Origin of the sequence: Actinotalea endophytica (genome assembly GCF_025717005.1) — a bacterium.
Lineage (GTDB): Bacteria > Actinomycetota > Actinomycetes > Actinomycetales > Cellulomonadaceae > Actinotalea.
Window position 1 is genome coordinate 194,521 of sequence record NZ_JAOVZU010000008.1, and the last position, 17,455, is coordinate 211,975.

General features: G+C 73.9%; 16 protein-coding genes and 3 tRNA genes. 4 read left to right on the forward strand and 15 right to left on the reverse strand.

Annotation, left to right across the window (positions count from 1 at the left end; genetic code table 11):
- Window positions 1-14 precede the first annotated feature (14 nt).
- A complete protein-coding gene (locus OEB99_RS14875) occupies window positions 15-1,211 on the reverse strand; it encodes an MFS transporter (protein ID WP_263578061.1) in 1,197 nt (398 codons plus the stop codon).
- A gap of 2 nt (window positions 1,212-1,213) precedes the next feature.
- Window positions 1,214-2,782: an MFS transporter gene (locus tag OEB99_RS14880; protein ID WP_263578062.1), complete on the reverse strand. Its 1,569-nt coding sequence runs from the start codon at window positions 2,780-2,782 to the stop codon at window positions 1,214-1,216.
- Between the two features lie 148 nt (window positions 2,783-2,930).
- Between OEB99_RS14880 and OEB99_RS14885 the strand changes: the two genes are divergently transcribed.
- Window positions 2,931-3,980 carry a LacI family DNA-binding transcriptional regulator gene (locus OEB99_RS14885; protein WP_263578063.1) on the forward strand — a complete coding sequence of 350 codons (1,050 nt, stop codon included), beginning with the start codon at window positions 2,931-2,933 and terminating at the stop codon, window positions 3,978-3,980.
- 5 nt (window positions 3,981-3,985) lie between these two features.
- Here the strand turns inward: OEB99_RS14885 and OEB99_RS14890 are convergent, their stop codons facing one another.
- From OEB99_RS14890 to OEB99_RS14915, 6 genes are all read right to left on the reverse strand, one after another.
- Window positions 3,986-4,396 (reverse strand): MaoC family dehydratase, encoded by a 411-nt coding sequence (locus OEB99_RS14890; RefSeq protein WP_263578064.1) that lies wholly within the window; start codon window positions 4,394-4,396, stop codon window positions 3,986-3,988.
- Window positions 4,393-4,842 (reverse strand): FAS1-like dehydratase domain-containing protein, encoded by a 450-nt coding sequence (locus OEB99_RS14895; protein ID WP_263578065.1) that lies wholly within the window; start codon window positions 4,840-4,842, stop codon window positions 4,393-4,395. Before OEB99_RS14895 ends, OEB99_RS14890 begins: the two co-directional genes overlap by 4 nt.
- A gap of 13 nt (window positions 4,843-4,855) precedes the next feature.
- A complete protein-coding gene (rpmG, locus tag OEB99_RS14900) occupies window positions 4,856-5,026 on the reverse strand; it encodes a 50S ribosomal protein L33 (protein WP_263578066.1) in 171 nt (56 codons plus the stop codon).
- Between the two features lie 63 nt (window positions 5,027-5,089).
- A tRNA-Met gene (locus OEB99_RS14905) sits at window positions 5,090-5,166 on the reverse strand.
- A 38-nt stretch (window positions 5,167-5,204) separates the two neighbouring features.
- Window positions 5,205-5,277, reverse strand: a tRNA-Thr gene (locus OEB99_RS14910).
- Window positions 5,278-5,416: 139 nt separating this feature from the next.
- Window positions 5,417-5,497 (reverse strand) — tRNA-Tyr (locus OEB99_RS14915).
- A gap of 110 nt (window positions 5,498-5,607) precedes the next feature.
- On the opposite strand from OEB99_RS14915, the gene OEB99_RS14920 reads away from it, so the two are divergent.
- The gene (locus OEB99_RS14920; protein WP_263578067.1) at window positions 5,608-6,099 is read left to right on the forward strand and encodes a YajQ family cyclic di-GMP-binding protein; all 492 of its coding nucleotides are present in this window, start codon (window positions 5,608-5,610) and stop codon (window positions 6,097-6,099) included.
- Window positions 6,100-6,164: 65 nt separating this feature from the next.
- On the opposite strand, the gene OEB99_RS14925 is transcribed toward OEB99_RS14920, so the two are convergent.
- Both OEB99_RS14925 and OEB99_RS14930 read right to left on the reverse strand, forming a co-directional pair.
- Window positions 6,165-6,527 (reverse strand): TfoX/Sxy family protein, encoded by a 363-nt coding sequence (locus tag OEB99_RS14925; protein WP_263578068.1) that lies wholly within the window; start codon window positions 6,525-6,527, stop codon window positions 6,165-6,167.
- Window positions 6,528-6,603: 76 nt separating this feature from the next.
- Window positions 6,604-7,089, reverse strand: a complete 486-nt coding sequence (locus OEB99_RS14930) for a MarR family winged helix-turn-helix transcriptional regulator (RefSeq protein ID WP_263578069.1) — start codon at window positions 7,087-7,089, stop codon at window positions 6,604-6,606.
- Window positions 7,090-7,113: 24 nt separating this feature from the next.
- On the opposite strand from OEB99_RS14930, the gene OEB99_RS14935 reads away from it, so the two are divergent.
- Entirely contained in the window at window positions 7,114-8,982 is a 1,869-nt protein-coding gene (locus tag OEB99_RS14935) for a chloride channel protein (protein ID WP_263578070.1), read from the forward strand.
- Window positions 8,983-9,066: 84 nt separating this feature from the next.
- Here the strand turns inward: OEB99_RS14935 and htpX are convergent, their stop codons facing one another.
- Window positions 9,067-9,939, reverse strand: coding sequence for a zinc metalloprotease HtpX (gene htpX / locus OEB99_RS14940; RefSeq protein WP_263578071.1), 873 nt, complete (start codon window positions 9,937-9,939; stop codon window positions 9,067-9,069).
- A gap of 263 nt (window positions 9,940-10,202) precedes the next feature.
- Entirely contained in the window at window positions 10,203-11,564 is a 1,362-nt protein-coding gene (locus OEB99_RS14945; RefSeq protein WP_263578072.1) for an FAD-dependent oxidoreductase, read from the reverse strand.
- Between the two features lie 156 nt (window positions 11,565-11,720).
- Here OEB99_RS14945 and rarD point away from each other — a divergent pair, with 156 nt between their 5' ends.
- A complete protein-coding gene (rarD, locus tag OEB99_RS14950) occupies window positions 11,721-12,662 on the forward strand; it encodes an EamA family transporter RarD (RefSeq protein WP_263578073.1) in 942 nt (313 codons plus the stop codon).
- Here the strand turns inward: rarD and OEB99_RS14955 are convergent.
- The 3 genes from OEB99_RS14955 to OEB99_RS14965 all read right to left on the reverse strand — a co-directional run bounded on the left by OEB99_RS14955 (window position 12,638) and on the right by OEB99_RS14965 (window position 17,418).
- The gene (locus tag OEB99_RS14955) at window positions 12,638-13,753 is read right to left on the reverse strand and encodes an RDD family protein (protein ID WP_263578074.1); all 1,116 of its coding nucleotides are present in this window, start codon (window positions 13,751-13,753) and stop codon (window positions 12,638-12,640) included. The two genes, rarD and OEB99_RS14955, sit on opposite strands and share 25 nt — an antisense overlap.
- A 270-nt stretch (window positions 13,754-14,023) precedes the next feature.
- The gene (locus tag OEB99_RS14960; protein WP_263578075.1) at window positions 14,024-16,279 is read right to left on the reverse strand and encodes a transglutaminase-like domain-containing protein; all 2,256 of its coding nucleotides are present in this window, start codon (window positions 16,277-16,279) and stop codon (window positions 14,024-14,026) included.
- Window positions 16,276-17,418 (reverse strand): DUF58 domain-containing protein, encoded by a 1,143-nt coding sequence (locus OEB99_RS14965; RefSeq protein ID WP_263578076.1) that lies wholly within the window; start codon window positions 17,416-17,418, stop codon window positions 16,276-16,278. The genes OEB99_RS14960 and OEB99_RS14965 overlap by 4 nt, the downstream gene beginning before the upstream one ends.
- Between the last annotated feature and the right edge of the window lie 37 nt (window positions 17,419-17,455).

Below are 17,455 nucleotides of genomic sequence, written 5' to 3' on the forward strand. Positions count from 1 at the left end.
CGGGCCGGGCGAGGTCAGCGGGCCTTGCCGGCTGCGGTCGGCAACGGCGCGGCGGCCGGCACCAGGAACAGGCCGATGAGCACCGGCACGGCGACCGCGAGCAGGGCGTGCCGGTAGCCGACCTGGTCGGCCAGCAGCCCGATCAGCGGAGGCCCGCCGAGGAAGGCGCTGTAGCCGATGGTGGCGACCACCGCGACCCTCGCCGGTGCGCGGCGCGGTTCGTCGGACGCGGCCGACATGCCCACCGGGAAGCCGAGCGCGGCGCCCATCCCCCACAGCACCACGCCGATCGCCGCGAGCCAGAGGGTCGGGGCCAGGCCGAAGAGCAGCAGCCCGCTGAGCGAGAGGACCGCAAGGATGCGCAGCACGGGCACGCGGCCGAGCCGGTCGAGCAGGCCCGTGCCGAGCAGGCGCATCGCGGTCATCGCCGTGACGAACAGCGCGAAGCCCAGCGCACCGACGTCGTTGCCCACGTCGAAGCCGTCGACCACGGCGAGGCTGACCCAGTCGTTCGCGGCGCCCTCGGTCAGCGCGGCCGCGAGCACCACGAGGCCGATCAGCAGGGTGCGGGTCTCGCGCCACGCGCTGCGCGGGCGCTGCGCGGCGTCGTCCGGGTGGGCGTCGTGGGTGCCCTCCGGCAGGTACCAGCGGGCGCAGGTGACGAGGGCCACGTAGCTGAGCGGCAGGATCAGGCCGAGGTGCAGCACCAGCGGCGCGCCGAGCGCGGCGGCCAGCGCCCCGAGCCCGGCGCCGAGGATCGTGCCGAGCGAGAAGCCGGCGTGGAACCGCGGCATGATCGCCCGGCCCAGCGCCTGCTCGACGGCCGCGCCCTCGAGGTTCATCGCCGCGTCCCAGGTGCCGGTCCCCATGCCGACCAGCACGAGGGCCGTCGCGACCAGCCACACGAGCCCGCCGGCGACGGCAGCCGCGGTCACCAGGAGGCCGATCGCGTTGACGGCCGCGAACACGAGGATCGTGCGACGGGCGCCGAGGCGCTGCACGACCCGGCCACTCAGCGGCATCGCGGAGAGCGCGCCGGCGGACGCCGCGAGCAGCAGCAGGCCCATCTGCGCCGGCTCGACGCCCAGCGAGTCGCGCACCGCCGGGAGCCGCGAGGCGAGGCTGGCGAACGAGAGCCCGTTGAGGGCGAAGGTGACGAACACCGCCCAGGCGGCAGCCTGCGGCGTGGACGTCGTCGTCGGGGTGCTCATGCTCAGCTCGCTACGGGTTCAGCCGGGACAGGGGCGGCCCGCGGCGTCGGGACGGCCGACGCGGGCACCGAGTCCGAGGGTACGGCGGTCGCACGCCGGCCGAGTGCCAGGCCCACGGCCATCACGACCGCGATGCCGAGCACCGCGTGCCGGACCCCGAGCTGCTCGGCGACCAGGCCGATCACCGGTGGCGCCGCGAGGTTCGCCGTGGACCCGAACGCGGAGACAACGGCCACCCGTCCGGCCGCGCCGAGCCCGTCGCCGGTGGTCGCGCTCATCGCGATCGGGATGACCAGCCCCGCACCGAGGCCCCACGCGACGGCTCCGGCGACCGCGCCGGGCAGCGTCGGGGACAGGCCGTAGACGAGCAGCCCGGCGACCGCGAGCGCCATCGAGCCGACCAGCACCGGCGCCCGGCCCAGCCGGTCGATGAGCACGGTGCCGCCGAGCCGGGCGACCGTCATGGCTGCGACGAACGTGCCGAACACCAGGGCGCCGACCGCCTCGCGCGCACCGAACCCGTCGACGACACCGATCGCGAGCCAGGTGTTGGCCGTCCCCTCGGAGAGCGCGCCCGCCATGACGACGACACCGAGCAGCAGCGTGCGCGGGTCACGCCACGCGTCGAGCGAGCCGCGGAGGCCGCCGCCGCGCCGCACCCTGGTGGGCGCTGCGGCCTGGGAGCCATCGGCCGCCGGCGCGCCTGAGCCGGGAAGCACCGACGTGGCGAGATCAGCGGTGGCGAGATCCGCGGTGGGGAGCGCGGATCTCGGGAGAGCTGCGGTGGCGAGCACCGGGACGGGGAGCACGGGGACGGGGAGCACGGAGGCGGGGATCGTGCGCAGCCGCCAGACGAGGCTGACCACCGCGACCAGCGAGAAGTGCACCACGAGCGGGAGGTGCCCCCACGCGGCGAGCGCGCCGAGCCCGGAGCCCAGCACCGAACCGACCGAGAACGCCGCGTGGAACTGCGGGACCACGGTGCGCCCCATCGCGCGCTCGATCCGGACGGACTCGACGTTCAGCGGCACGTTCCCCAGCGCGAAGGACACGCTCATCAGGACGACGCCCACCGCGAGCACGAGGACCGAGCCCATCGCCGGACCGAGGCCGAGCAGGGCGGCCGCGACGGAGAACACCCACGCTGCCACGACCATCGTCCGCCGGCTGCCCCAGCGCTCGGCGAGCCCGCCGGCGACGAGGACCGTCCCGAGCGACGCGATCGCACCCGCGAGCAGCACGGTGCCGAGGCCGCCGGTGCTCAGGCCGAGGTCGGCGCGCACGGTCGGCAGCCGGGACAGCCAACTCGCGACGGTGATGCCGAGCAGCCCGTACAGGCCGAGCAGGGCGACCCGCGCGCGCAGTGCCTCGGGCTCGACCGGCGGGCGAGGCCTCCGCAGCACCCGAGCACCGGGCCGCAGGCGCGACGGGAGCGCCGCGGCGCGGGCGGCTGCCGAGCGACGCGGCACGGCGCCGGAACGCGCGGGGTGGGTGGCGGCTCCGGCCGGGCGGCCGGGGCGTCGGGCGGAGGGTCGGGCGAGCAGGTCGGACAGGCGGGCGGAGCGAGGCACGTGGGCTTCCGGTGGTTCGAGTGGTGGCCCTCGTCGAGCGTCGTCGGTCGAATCGATTCGAGGAGTGGTCTCAAGTGTGACCGTTAGGCTGCCGCTCGTCAATCCGACGCCGTGCGCCGGACGGGTCACGGACTCAGGAGGCCGAGGGATGACGGAGCGGACCACGCTCGCCGACGTCGCCGCGGCGGCGGGTGTGTCCGTGTCCACCGCGTCACTGGCGTTCTCCGGCGCGGGACCGATCTCGGCCGCGACCAAGCAGCGCGTGCTCGACGCCGCCGCGGAGCTCGGCTACACCGGGCCCAGCGCGCTCGGCAGGTCGCTGCGCTCCGGGCGCTCGGGGATCGTCGGCGTCGTGATCGGGGACCAGCTCCGGCGCTCGTTCCGCGACCCGGTGTCCGTCCAGGTGCTCGACGGGCTCGTCGACTCGGTCGGACCCCAGGGGCTCGGCGTCCTGCTGGTCCCCGCGACGGGAGGCGAGGCGGCCGACCCGCTGGTCGAGACCGCACCGATGGACGCCGCCGTGCTGCTCTTCGGCGCACGGCGCGGCGAGGGCACCTTCGAGGCGCTGCGCCGGCGCGGCGTGCCGGTGGTGCTCGGCGAGGGCCCGCGCGGCCTGGACGCCCCGGTGGTCGGGATCGCCGACCGGGAGGGCACCCGCCGCCTCGTGGAGTACCTGCGCGAGCTCGGGCACAGCCGGATCGGCGTCGTCACGCTGCCGCTCGGTGGCGAACGTCGCTGCGCGCCGGTCGACGCGGCCCGGATGGCCGAGCTGGACTGCCCGCCGGCGGAGCATCGCCTGGCCGCCCTGGACGACGCGGGGGTCGTGCCGACCGCCGTGGTCGAGGCGAGCGCCTCGCTCGTCGAGGCCGGCGTCGAGGCCGGGCGCGTCCTGCTCGACGTCGCCGACCCGCCGACCGCGGTGCTGACCCATTCGGACCTGCTCGCCGCCGGTGTGCTGATCGCGGCGCGGGACCTGGGGCTGCGGGTCCCGGAGGACGTGTCGGTGGCCGGCTTCGACGGGCTGAACCTGCCCTGGCTCGCGCCGGACGTGCTGACGTCCGTCGCGCAGCCGTTCGCGGCGAAGGGCGCGGCGATCGGCGACGCGATCACGGCGATCCTGGCCGGTGAGACCCCGGCGGACGTCGAGCTCGAGGTCGAGCTGCGGATCGGCACGACGACCGCGCCGCCGCGGGCCTGAGCGCCTCAGAGGCGGACGAGCACCTGGGCGCGGCCGAGCACCTTCACGCCGGCCGACTCGACCGTGAGGTCGATCCGCGCCGTGCCGGCCTCGGCGTCCACCGCACCGACGGTCGCGGTGATCGCCACCGTGGCGACCCCGGGGTCGGGCACCTCGACGGGGCGGGTGAACCGGACGCCGTACTCGAGCACCCGGCCCGGGTCGCCCAGCCAGTCGACCACCACGCCGACGGCGGTGCCCATGGTGAACATGCCGTGCGCGATGACGCCGGGCAGGCCGACCTCGCGGGCGAACCGCTCGTTCCAGTGGATCGGGTTGCGGTCGCCGCTCGCGCCCGCGTAGTGGACCAGGTCCGCGCGGGTGACCTCGACGGTCCGCGAGCCGACCACCTGGCCGACCTCGAGCTGGGCGCTCATGCGTCCGCCCCCCGCACCGCGAGGGTGGAGACAACGGTGCTCACCGGGGCGCCGTCGGCGTCGGCGAGCTCGCAGCGCGTGGTGACCATGGCGAGCCCGGCGCGCTCGACGATCGAGTCGACGTGCAGCACCGTGACGATCGCGTCACCGGCGACGATCGGCCGGTGGTGGGTGAACCGCTCCTCGGCGTGCACGACGCGGGAGAAGTCGATGCCGGCCGCGGGGTCGGAGATGAGCTGGGCCTCGGCCGCCTGTGCGATGACGACGGCGAAGGTCGGCGTCGCGACCACGTCGGCGTAGCCGAGCGCACGCGCGGCCTCGACGTCGTGATGCGTCGGGTGCGTGGCACCCACCGCCGCGGCGAAGTGCCTCAGGTGCTCGCGGCCGACCAGGTAGGGCGCCGTGGGTGGGTACACCCGGCCCGCGTAGCCCGCGTCGATCGCCATGCCGGAGGCAGGGTCAGCGGGTCTCGCGGTGCGCGGTGTGCTTGCCGCAGCGCGGGCAGAACTTCGCCAGCTCGAGCCGGTCGGGGTCGTTGCGGCGGTTCTTCTTCGTGATGTAGTTCCGCTCCTTGCACTCCGTGCACGCGAGCGTGATCTTCGGACGGACGTCCTGCGTCTTGCTGGCCACGATTCACCTCTGCTGTCGATCGCACGTCGCGCGCCATCCGGGCCGTGCGCGACCTCTTCTGTGTGGTAGCGGGGGCGGGATTCGAACCCGCGACACCACGATTATGAGCCGTGTGCTCTAACCACCTGAGCTACCCCGCCATTCCGGCATCCGCACCACATGGTGCGGGCACCGAGAGAGCCCCGAAAGGGAATCGAACCCTTGACCTTCTCCTTACCATGGAGACGCTCTGCCGACTGAGCTATCGGGGCAGCGCAGGCCAGGGTACAGGAGCGCGCGCGGCCCGCGAAATCCGGTACCCGGCTCTCGCCCGGCACCCTGCGACGCACGTGATCCTGCTCCCGGCCGGCAACCGGAAAGCCGAACGCCCCGGAGATCCCGGGGCGAGCGTGGCAGGTGAGGGATTCGAACCCCCGTAGCTTGCGCAACTGATTTACAGTCAGCTCCCTTTGGCCGCTTGGGTAACCTGCCCGGCCGAGCGCGTCGCCGCGCTGGTGCGGATGGAAGGATAGCAACTCTGCGGGGTGCACCCGAACGCGCCGGGGATCGCACCGCCCGCACACAGCCCGAGGAGGACAGGCATGGCAGGCGACTCGTCGTTCGACGTCGTGAGCAAGGTGGACCGCCAGGAGGTCGACAACGCCCTCAACCAGGCGGCCAAGGAGATCGCACAGCGCTACGACTTCAAGAACGTCGGCGCCTCGATCACCTGGAGCGGCGACACGATCGTGATGGTCGCCAACTCCGAGGAGCGCGTGAAGGCCGTCCTCGACGTCTTCCAGACCAAGCTGGTCAAGCGCGGCATCTCGCTCAAGGCGATCGAGACCTCCGCCCCCAAGCCGTCCGGCAAGGAGTACCGGCTCGAGGGCGCCATGAAGCAGGGGCTGAGCAGCGAGAACGCGAAGAAGATCGCCAAGATCGTCCGCGACGAGGGCCCCAAGGGCGTCAAGACCCAGATCACCGGCGACGAGCTTCGGGTCTCGGCCAAGTCCCGCGACGACCTGCAGTCCGTCATCGCGCTGCTCAAGGCGGCCGACCTGGACGTCGCGCTGCAGTTCGTCAACTACCGGTAGGCCGCCGGCTTCGGCGGCACATGTCCGCCGAAGCCGGGTGGTAGCGGTCGGCGCCGAGCGGGCCGCTACCGCTTCGTGCCGCGCGGTGGTTTCGGCGGGATGGTGCGGGCGTAGGCCGCGGACCGTTCGAGCCACGGCTGCACGTCGGGCGAGGCGAACAGGTCCGGCGGCAGGACGACGTACTCCTTCATCTTGCGGCCGGCCATCGGCTCGAAGATGTGCAGCGGATGGTCGGCCGCGAAGTCCTCGCGGTCGGCCTCGGACATCCTCAGGACGGCGCTCGCGTGGAACAGCGAGAAGAAGAGGTTGCCGTTCATGAAGAGGGCCGGGTAGCCGAACATCGGCCTGCGGACGGCATCGGGCACGAGGCCGACCAGCTCGTCGAACCGCGCGACCACGTCCGGGGGTGACTTCTCGAAGCTGGGCACGGGGACCCCTCTCGGCGGCGCACCCCGAAGGTACCTCGCACCTCGGACACCGGCGGGGCGCGGCCGGCGCGACGCGCTACATGCCGAGCGCGGTGAGGTCGGCGGCGCCGGCCCCGGCCTCCCCGGCCGCATCGGCGAACGACTCGAGCGCGCCCGCGAGCACGTCGCGGGTCTCCGGCGGCATCGTCGCGAGGATCTCGCGCAGCTCGGCGCGACGGCGCCGGGTCACGCGGTCGACCAGGTCCGCCCCGGTGTCGGTCAGCTCGATCAGCACCGAGAGCCGGCTGTCGGGGTCCTCGACGCGGCGCACCCACCCCCCGGCGACCAGCCGGTCGGCGTTCCGGGAGAACGTCGACGGGTGGATGCCCATCCGCTCGGCAACCACGCCGGAGCGCAGCGGGCCGTCGACGGCCAGGAGCACGAGCACCCGGAACTGGGGCAGCGAGACGTGCTCGAGCGCCTCGGACAACGAGCGGGCGACCACCCCGAGCAGGGCGCGAGAGGCGCGCAGGGTCGCGTCGGTGGCGTCGTCGAGGCCCGAACCTCGCCGGTGAGCAGTCATGGGATGTCATGGTACATTAGTTGTATGCCTACAACTCCCGGGGCCGTCGCGCGCCTCAGCACCACAGCACGACGGCTCCGGGGAACCAGCGGCGCGCTCATGGTCATGGCGATCGTGGTCGGCGCGGCCACCGGCCTCGGCGCGGTGGCGTTCCGGTGGCTCATCCAGGCGGCCACCAAGATCTTCACCGGCACGTCCGACTACTCCGCGGTGGGCCTCGGACAGCACCCGCCGCACCCGTGGCTGCCCTGGCTCGGCGCCGGCTTCGTGGTGCTCGCCCCGGTGGTCGGCGGCCTGATCTACGGCCCGATGGTCCAGCGCTGGGCCAAGGAAGCCCGTGGGCACGGCGTGCCCGAGGTGATGCTCGCGGTCTCCCAGAAGGGCGGCCGGATCCCCGGCAAGGTCGCCGTGGTCAAGGCCCTCGCCTCCGCGCTCACCATCGGCTCGGGTGGCTCGGTCGGCCGCGAAGGGCCGATCGTGCAGATCGGCTCGGCGCTCGGGTCGCGGATCGCCCAGACCGCGCGACTCTCCGAGACCCGGGTGCGCACCCTGGTCGCGTGCGGCGCCGCCTCCGGCATCGCGGCCACGTTCAACGCCCCGATCGCCGGAGTCTTCTTCGCGCTCGAGCTCCTGCTGCGCGACTTCCAGGCCGAGTCGTTCGGCGTCGTGGTGCTCGCGGCCGTGGTCGCCTCGGTGATCGGCCGGGCGATCCTCGGCGACGTGCCGTTCCTCGAGCTGCCGTCGTTCGAGCTCCCGCACGCCGGGTCCTTCGTGCTGGTGGCACTGCTCGGAGTGCTGGCCGGCGTCATCGGCGTGATCTTCACCCGCACGCTCTACGCCTTCGAGGACGTCGCCGACAAGATCTGGCGCGGCCCCGAGTGGGCGCGACCCGCGGTCGGCGGCGTGCTGCTCGGCCTGCTGCTGCTCGCCATCCCGCAGATGTACGGCGTCGGGTACCCCGTGCTCGAGGCCGGGGTCCAAGGTCAGTACGCCATCGCGGTGCTGCTCGGGCTGCTGATCGCCAAGGTCGTGGCGACCAGCCTGACGATCGCGATCGGTGGCTCGGGCGGCGTCTTCGCGCCCAGCCTGTTCATCGGCGGCATGCTCGGTGCGGCGTTCGGCGCGAGCGTGCACGAGGCGTTCCCCGGCTGGGCCGGGCCGGCAGGGGCGTACGCCCTGATCGGGATGGGCGCCGTATTCGCCGGTGCCGCGCGGGCACCGATCACCGCGGTCCTCATCCTGTTCGAGCTGACCGGCGAGTACACGATCATCCTGCCGATGATGCTCGCGATCGTGCTCGCGACCGGCGTCTCCCGGGCCCTGAGCCGGGACAGCGTCTACACGCTCAAGATCCGCCGGCGGGGCATCGAGATGGACGCCCGCGCGGCCGATCCACGGATGACCGAGAAGACCGTCGGCGACATCATGGAAGCAGCACCGACCGCGCTCGCCCCGGACGTGGCGCTCGAGATCGCAGCGCGGCGCCTGCTCGGCAGCGGACGCGGCTCGCTCCCCGTGGTCGAGGACGGCATGCTCATCGGACAGGTCAGGGCCGACCGGATCGCCGCTGCGATCGAGGACGAGGACACCACCGCCCTCAGCGTGCGCGACGTGCTGGACGACGTCCCGCAGGCCAGGACCGAGACGGTGCTCCGGCGCGGCATGGAGGCGTTGCGCCGACACGAGTACCCCGACGGCGGGCTCGCGGTCACCGACGGCGCCGGCACCCTGGTGGGCTGGGTGACGCACCGCACGCTGCTGCGCACGCTGACCGCTCCGCTGCCGATCGCCGCGTCGGCACCGGCCGGTACCGCGCTGGCCCGGCTGCGGCCGTCGCTGCGCGGTGGGGGCTCCCGGATGGGGACCTCGGCGAGTCGGCGCCAGCGGACCTGACGTCGGGGTCGCGCCGGGCGCCGACGGCGCGGGACCACCGGCCGTCAGCGACGGCCAGCGACGGTCAGCGACCGTGAGCGACCGTCACGCGTACGGGTGGCCGGCCATCTGACGCAGCCGGGAGATCCGGTCCGCCATCGGCGGGTGGGTCGCGAACAGCTTCGCCATGCCGCCGGCGCGGAACGGGTTCGCGATCATCAGGTGCGACACGTCGACCAGGTCGCGGGTGGCCGGCAGCGGCGCCCGTGACGTACCCGCGTCGAGCTTCTCCAGCGCCGAGGCCAGCGCAAGCGGGTCCCCGGTCAGCCGCGCGCCGTCCTCGTCGGCGTCGTACTCGCGGGTCCGGGAGATCGCGAGCTGGATCATCATCGCCGCGATCGGCGCCAGGAACACCAGCGCCAGGGCACCGATCGGGTTGGAGTTGTTCCGGCTCCCCCCGCCGAAGAACAGCAGGAACTGCGCGACCGACGTGATCATGCCGGCGATCGCCGCGGCCACCGACGAGGTCAGGATGTCGCGGTTGTACACGTGCATCAGCTCGTGCCCGAGCACACCGCGCAGCTCACGCTCGTCGAGCATCCGCAGGATGCCCTCGGTGCAGCAGACCGCCGCGTGCTGCGGGTTGCGCCCCGTCGCGAACGCGTTCGGCGCTGCGGTCGGCGAGATGTAGAGCGCGGGCATCGGCTGACGGGCCGCCGTCGACAGCTCGCGCACGATCCGGTACATCTCCGGAGCCTCGAGCTCGGTCACCGGGTACGCGTGCATCGCGCGGATCGCGATCGACGAGGAGTTCCAGTACCCGTACGCCGTGCCCAGCAGCCCGATCCCGGCGAACAGCCACAGGAACGTGGCGTTCCCGGACGACCCGGCCAGCCAGCCGCCGATGCCGAGCAGCACGGCCCACAGCACACCGAACAGGGCTGCCGTCTTCAGCCCGTTGAAGTGCCGACGACCCACGAACGTCCTCCGTCTCCCGGCGCCCCGCGCCGCACCACCGGGCCCCGTCACGGCACCCGAGTGTCCAACGAGGCCGATCGTGCCACGGTTCCCCGGGAGAGCGCCGGACGGTCGCTGAGCGGCGGCTGTGCGGCGCGCGGCCACAGGGCCGGGGATCCCGCGCGACGGGTCAGGGCCGGGGCTCCGGTGACGGATCAGGGCCGGGGCTCCGGCGTGACGGATCAGCGCCGCGTCGGCGTGGCCGCAGAGCTGCGGCGTGGGGCTCAGGCCTGCGGCTGCTCGCCGCGCATCACGGCGAGCATCGAGTCCCGCGGCACGACCTTGATCCGCTCCCGGCCGTGCGGGGCGCCGAGCGACTGCTCGTACGCGTCCAGCAGGGTCCAGCCCTGCCACTCGACGGCGCCGACCCCACGCTCGCGCAGCAGCGTGCGGAACGCCTCGGGGTCGCGCCGGGTCGCTCGCGGCAGCGCGTCCGCGTCGGCGACCAGGTGCCGGATCGTCTCGGTCGCGTCGGACTTCGTGTGCCCGATCAGGCCGACCGGTCCGCGCTTGATCCACCCCGTGGTGTACAACCCGGCGAGGTGCTCGCCGTCCGGGCCGATCACCCGGCCCTCCCGGTTCGGGATCACCCCGGCGACCTCGTCGAACGGCAGTCCGGGCACCGGCGAGCCGAAGTAGCCGACCGCGCGGTACACCGCCTCGACCGGCCAGTCGTGCAGCTGCCCCGTGCCGGCAACCGTGCCGTCGCCGGTGAGCGTGGTGCGCTCGGTGCGCAGGCCGGTCACCCGGTCGGTGCCGAGCACGGCCACCGGCTGGTGCAGGAAGTGCAGGTGGATCCGCCGGCTGGCGGTGAGGTCCTCGGGCTCCTTGAGCGTCCAGTCGGTGAGGGTCTTGACGACCTGCTTGGTCTGGTTCGACGAGTGGATCGCCGCCATCGAGCCCTCGTCGAACTCGAAGTCCTCCGGGTACACGACGATGTCCACGTCCGGGACGTGGCCGAGCTCACGGAGCTCCAGCGGGGAGAACTTGACCTGGGCGGGCCCGCGGCGGGCGAACACGTGGACGTCGGTCACCGGGTTCGCGGCCAGCCCCTCCTGCACGTTCGCCGGGATCTCCGTCGGGAGCAGGTCCTCGACGTGCTTGGCGAGCATCCGCGCCACGTCCAGCGCGACGTTGCCCGCACCGACCACCGCGACGTGCTGCGCCTCGAGCGGCCAGGTCCGCGGCACGTCGGGGTGCCCGTCGTACCAGGAGACGAAGTCCGCGGCGCCGTAGGACCCGGTCAGGTCGATGCCCGGCACGCTCAGTGCGGCGTCCCGGATCGCGCCGGTCGCGAAGATCACCGCGTCGTAGTGGTCCTGCAGCTCGGCGACCGTCACGTCGGTGCCGACGTCCACGTTGGCCAGCAGCCGGATGTCGCCGCGCTCGAGCACCTTGTGCAGCGCCACGATGATCTGCTTGATCCGCGGGTGGTCCGGCGCGACGCCGTAGCGCACCAGGCCGAAGGGGGCGGGCAGCCGCTCGATGAGGTCGATCTCCACCTCGGCTCCGGCCTTGGACAGGATGTCCGCCGCATAGATGCCGGCCGGACCGGCGCCGACCACGGCGACACGCAGGGGACTCACGACGTCTGAACACCTTCCGACTTCACGCACGAACCACGGATCAGCGGGTCTGCGGGATCTCGGGGATCACCGCACGGGCCAGCAGACCAGTGTAGGCGGCTGCTCGCCAGCCGGACGGTCGAGGCCCGTGCCGGTGGCCGGGCGTAGCGTCGCGTCGTGACGCACCCCTCCTCCACGCGGGCGGTCACCACCCAGGGTCTGAACCGCTCCGGCATGACGCAGGGCCTCAGCGCGTACGGGCTGTGGGGACTGCTCCCGCTGTACTTCCCGCTCCTCGCGCCGGCCGGCCCGGTCGAGATCATCGCGCACCGCGTGCTGTGGACCTTGGTGTTCTGCGTCGTCGGGCTCGCCGTGACCGGAGGCTGGCGCTCCGCGGTCACGATGGCGCGGTCCGGGACGATCGTCGCGCGGCTCGCCCTGGCCGGCGTCCTGGTCGCGACCAACTGGACCGTCTACGTCTGGTCGGTGCTGTCCGGGCACACCGTGGACGCCGCGCTGGGCTACTACATCAACCCGATCGTCACCGTCGTGCTCGCGGTGGTCGTGCTGCGCGAGCGGATGCGACCGGCGCAGTGGGTGGCGGTCGGCCTCGGGGTGCTGGCCGTCGTGGTGCTGAGCACCGGCGTCGGCGGGCTGCCGTGGGTCGCCCTGGTGCTCGCGACCACGTTCGGCCTCTACGGGTTCCTGAAGAACCGGCTCGGCGCGCGCGTCACGCCGATGGCCGGGCTCGCGGTCGAGACGGCGGCGCTGAGCCCGCTCGCGCTCGTGTGGCTGCTCGTCGTCGAGCACGGCGGCTCGTTCGTCGGGTACGGCGGGTGGCACTCGCTCGCCCTCGCGGGTGCGGGCGTCGTCACCGCGGTCCCGCTGCTGCTCTTCGCAGGCGCCGTGCGGCGGCTGCCGCTGTCCGTCGTAGGACTGCTGCAGTACCTGACGCCGACCCTGCAGTTCGCGATCGGCGTGCTGGTGTTCGGCGAGGCGATGCCGGCGGTGCGCTGGTGGGGGTTCGCGATCGTCTGGGTCGCGCTGATCGTGCTCACCGTGGACGGCCTGCGGGCCGCCCGGGCACCGCGCCGTCAGCCGGCGACGGTCAGCCAGTAGTCGCCGAAGGCGACCGACGCACCCACCGGGACCCGGACCTTCTGCTCCGGGGCGCACAGGATCTGCTGGCCGTCCTCGAGCGTGACCACCGTGCCGTTGGTGGAGTTGCGGTCCCGGAGCCAGACGCCGTCGCCGTCGACGCCGATCGCGAGGTGGGTCTTGGACACCGAGCGACCGCGGTCGACCACGGCGATCACCTGCACGGGCATGGCCTCGCCCTCACGCGGTGACGGGTTGCGGCCGACGAGCGCCGTGCCCTCCAGCACGACCACGCGGTTGTCCCAGAGCAGCAACGTGGCCCGCGGGCGGGTCTGGGCGCGGGTCGGCGCATAGGCGACCTTGGTGCGCGCGTGGCGCATCCGGGTGCGTTCCACCTCGTCGTCGAGCTGCCGGAACGAGGAGCTCTGCACCTGCTCGTAGGGAGCGGGCGGGACGACCCGTCGGCCCGCACCTGGCGGGTTCTCGGACATGGGGGCCTCCCGGGTGGGGTAGTCGGTCGTCGCCACGGCGGCGGGCTCGGGCGCCTCGGGGGCGGGCGCCATGACACGTTGGGGCTCGGTACGCCGTCTGCGGCGCTCGGTCTCGGACTCGGTGAGCAGGGCTTGCAGGCGCGTGGTCGCCTGGCTCGGCGTGTCCGGCGCCGAGGTGGGGTCGACGCCGGTGCTCACGTCGAACACGATGTCCCGGGCGACGCGATCCTGCCAGCCGCGGCGGCGGTCGTCCCGCGCGGCGGAGACTGCCAGGAACACCGGGCCGACCACGACGACGCACGCCGCGGCGACCACCAGCTCGCGCAGCAGCGCACGGCCCCAGCCCAGGGGCTCCCCTCGGTCGGCCGTGAGCACACGCAGCCCGGTCAGCAGCCGCCCGAAGGTGTACCCGCGGGTCGCGAGCACCCACCACTGCAGCACGGCCTGGACCACCAGGAGCACGACGCCGGCGAGCAACAGGGTCTGCTCGGTCTCCACGGACCCGCTCAGCAGCACGCCGAGCAGCAGGCCGCCGCCGAGCACGAGCACCGCCACGGCGTCGATGACGCGGGCCAGGAGCCGGCGGCGGAGGGTCGCGGGCAGCGAGCCAGGAGTCGGCACCCGACCCACCTCCCTCCGCACGGCACGGCAGAGCACCGCCCTGCAGGCGTGCTCTGGGTGTGCATCGGCACGCCTGACGGCGGGCATGAGCCCGAACGGGTGAATCTTCTGTGCAGGCCGCGCCCGGGCCGCGGTCCGAGCGTGCCCAACGGGAGATCAGCTCGGCGGACGGAAGCTCGGCGGGACGGAAGCTCGGCGGACGGAAGCTCGGCGGGAGGTGGGCTCGGCGGGAGGTGGGCTCGGCGCGACGGAGGCTCGGCGGGACGGAGCTCAGTCCGGCCGGCCGCGCGGCCGACGACGCAGCGAGGCGACCGACCAGCGGGAACGCCACCGCACCCGCCGCGGCACGGCCGAGCGCATCGCCGAGACCGCGTCGTCGACCTGACGCCAGTAGGACTCGACCTCGGCATCGTTGGGCTCGGCACCGCCGAACACGGCCGCGTCCGCACGCACGGCCAGGGTCGCGACCGGGCCGCCGATGCCGACCGCACGCCGGCCGCCGTGCGGCGAGCCCGACGCCCTGGACCCGAACGAGCCCGCGAGCGCCACCGCGAGCTCGCGACGGGTCGCCTGCTCGGGCAGGTCCCGCCGCAGGTCCGTCGCCTCGTCGAGCAGCTCGTCCCATCCGCCGACGACCCTGCGCAACGGCTCCTCCGCCCGACGGCGACGACCCCGCCTGCGCCGCTTGAGCAGTCCGACCAGCAGGGGCGGGCCGAGCAGCAGGACGAGCGGCACCCCACCGACCAGCGCGACCCGGCCGACGATCGCCCACAGCTGCGAGTCCTCGGAGACGTCCTGGTTGTCGTCGGTCTGCGGCTGCTCGGTGTCGTCGTCCGGGGCGGTCACCGGCTGCTGCGGCGGCGGTGGGGGCTGGCGCAGCTGCGGGTCGGCCGCCGCGGGTTCCTCCGCCGTGCTCTGCTCGGGCGTCCGGCTCTCGTCCGGCGTCGGGAAGTAGGGCACCCAGCCGTAGCCGGCGTAGTTGATCTCGACCCAGGCCTGGATGTCGGCGCCGGTGAAGGTCACCTCGTCGCTCGCACCGTCCGGGCGGAAGCCGAGCACGACCCGCGCGGGCAGGCCGCGCTCCCGCGCCATCAGCGCCATCGCCGACGCGTACTGCTCGCCGTCGCCCACCATGGTGGACAGCAGCGACACCATCCGGTCGGCGCCGTGCCCGGACAACGACGCCGCCTGGCCCTGGGCGGTCAGGCCGTGGCTGAACCAGCCCTCGTCGTGCAGCGTCTGGGCCAGCGCGTCGGCGATCAGCGAGGCACGACTCGCGTTGCCGGCGAAGTCCGAGGCCGCGGCGGCGATCTCGTCGGGCACGCGCTGCAGCTCGGGCAGCACCACGGAGCCGCCCTCGGCGCTCTCGAGCGCGTCGGCATCGGGCACCGGCGGCACCACGACCTCGGCCGTCCAGGTCAGGCCGTCCGGGAGCGTGTCCACCATCGCTGCGGTCCCGGTGGCCTCGTTGTAGCGGAGCTCGGACCGCAGATCGGGGTTGGTGAAGGTGATCTGGCGGGTCCAGCCCACCGTGGGCAGCCAGACGAACGGCAGGTGGTCCACCTGCATCTCGACGGTCGCGATCTCGCCCCGCCGGGTCTGCGTGTCCACGTCGCTGCCCACCCGGCGGAACGTTCCCGAGCCCTCAGCCGCCTCGGCGCCCGCGACGTCCCACACGACACCGTCGTAGGCGTCCATCGTCGCGATCCGCACGAGAGCGCCCTCGGGCAGGCCACGCACGGTGAGCAGGTCGGTCTCGTCCCAGTCCTTGACGAACTTCCGGAAGGCCGACAGCGGGCTCGCCTGGGCGGCCGGGTCGAACGGAGGCACGATCTCGTCCCGAAGCACGAAACGCGGACGCTGGTCCACGACCCACGGACCGGTGACCGCACCGAGCGCGCCGACCACCACCGCGACCACCGCGAGCGACGCGACCCGCCGCGGCGCGAAGGTGCCGACCCGCCACGACGCCCAGGTCACGAGCCCGAGCACCATCGCGACACCGGCCACCACCGGGACCACGGTCACCTTGGTGCCCAGCAGCACCGACACCACGAGGACCACGACCGGGACCGCCGCAGCGAGCGCGCCCGTCCGGCGCGAGGCACGCAGCGCGAGGCTCAGCGCGGCCAGGGACGCGACCAGCGCGAGCACGAACGGGGCGACCAGCACCACACCCGTCGCGCCGAGCTCGGGGTCGAGGGTGAGCACCTGCTTCCACGACGTCACCGCTCCGGCGAGCAGGTCGAGCAGGCTCTGCGGCCGCGGCAGCACCCGGAGCACCGTTGCGTCCGGCATCGCCACCGCCGGGCCGACCAGCAGGTACGCGGCGAGCGCGGCGGCCGTCGTCACGGCGGCACCCCAGCGCAGCCGCGCGGACAGCAGCGCCACGATCACACCGACGAGCAGCCCCGCGACCACCGGCGCGATCAGCGTGGTCGCGCCGAAGACCGGCACCAGCGGCAGCAGCCCGAGCGCGATCGCGACGGTGAGGACCAGCACGTCGGCCTCCGGACGAGACCTCATCCGACCATCACCACCCGCCGCAGCAGGCGGGGCAGGTCGGCGAGGTCGCCGAGCCGAGCGGTCGCCAGGGAGCCGTGCACGGCCACCTCGGTCGTCGCACCGACCTGGCAGGTGAGCAGGACCGTCGGCACGCCCGCCGGGATGCGGCCCGCCGCCGCACGCAGCGCCGCGCGATCGGGCATCGAGCCGGTCACGAGCACCACGACCGAGGCGTCCGGCGCCGAGCCGACCACCCACGGCACCAGGCCCTCGCCCGACCGCCCCTGCGAGTCCAGCCGCAACCGGGCCAGGTCGTCGAGCAGGCGACCGGGGTTCTCGCTGCGCAGCCGACCCGCCCCGGCGAGGAACGTCAGGTCGCGCTCGTCACGCAACGCCTGGACCCCGATCGACCCGGCCGCCGCGATCGCGAGCTCGGCCTCGTCGTCGTCCAGGTAGTCGCCGGGCCGGGTGGCGAGGGCCACGGCCGTGTGGGTGCGCCTGGTGTCCTCGAACTGCCGGACCATGAGCGTGCCGGTCCGGGCCGTGGTCCGCCAGTGGATGTGCCGGCGGTCGTCGCCCGGTACGTAGTCACGCAGCGCGTGGAAGGACAGGTCCGAGTCGGAGATCACCCGGGTCGACTGCCCCTCGAGGTCACGCAGCACACCGGCCGCCGCCCCGGCGAGGCGGACTATCCGGGGGTGCACGAAGACCTCGACCGCCTCGGTCCAGGCGACGCGCCTCGAGACCAGCCCCCACGGGTCGCCGCGGACCGAGCGCACCGGACCGACCCGGATCACCGAGCGCCGCGCGGTCGGGATCGCGAACAGGTCCTCGTGGCTCTCCCCCGGCCGCAGCGACGGCAGCGGGAAGTCGGTCACACGCGCGCCGACCGGCAGCTCGACCCGTGCGGGCAGCAGCCGGCCACGCGCCGTGCTGACCACCGCGACGCGTCCCGAGATCCGCTCGCCGGCCACCACGCGCCGCACCGGTACGTCGAGGTCGACCTCGTAGGTGGACCGACCCACGGTGAACACCACCGCGACCGCCATCGCGCCCACGAGCGCGAGGCCCACCACGGTGAGCTCGACCCAGCCCAGCCACCAACCGCCGAACGAGGTCGCCAGCCCGATCGCGAGCAGCACCCACCCGAGCCCGGACACCGGCCGAAGCGGCCGTACCAGGGCCCGAAGGCGTGCC

Bases quoted from the DNA above. Each gene is read 5' to 3' on its own strand.
- OEB99_RS14875 (WP_263578061.1), bottom strand. From the start codon at position 1,211: ATGAGCACCCCGACGACGACGTCCACGCCGCAGGCTGCCGCCTGGGCG.
- OEB99_RS14935 (WP_263578070.1), top strand. From the start codon at position 7,114: ATGCCTACAACTCCCGGGGCCGTCGCGCGCCTCAGCACCACAGCACGA.
- OEB99_RS14885 (WP_263578063.1), top strand. From the start codon at position 2,931: ATGACGGAGCGGACCACGCTCGCCGACGTCGCCGCGGCGGCGGGTGTG.
- OEB99_RS14895 (WP_263578065.1), bottom strand. From the start codon at position 4,842: ATGGCGATCGACGCGGGCTACGCGGGCCGGGTGTACCCACCCACGGCG.
- OEB99_RS14890 (WP_263578064.1), bottom strand. From the start codon at position 4,396: ATGAGCGCCCAGCTCGAGGTCGGCCAGGTGGTCGGCTCGCGGACCGTC.
- OEB99_RS14920 (WP_263578067.1), top strand. From the start codon at position 5,608: ATGGCAGGCGACTCGTCGTTCGACGTCGTGAGCAAGGTGGACCGCCAG.
- OEB99_RS14930 (WP_263578069.1), bottom strand. From the start codon at position 7,089: ATGACTGCTCACCGGCGAGGTTCGGGCCTCGACGACGCCACCGACGCG.
- OEB99_RS14960 (WP_263578075.1), bottom strand. From the start codon at position 16,279: ATGAGGTCTCGTCCGGAGGCCGACGTGCTGGTCCTCACCGTCGCGATC.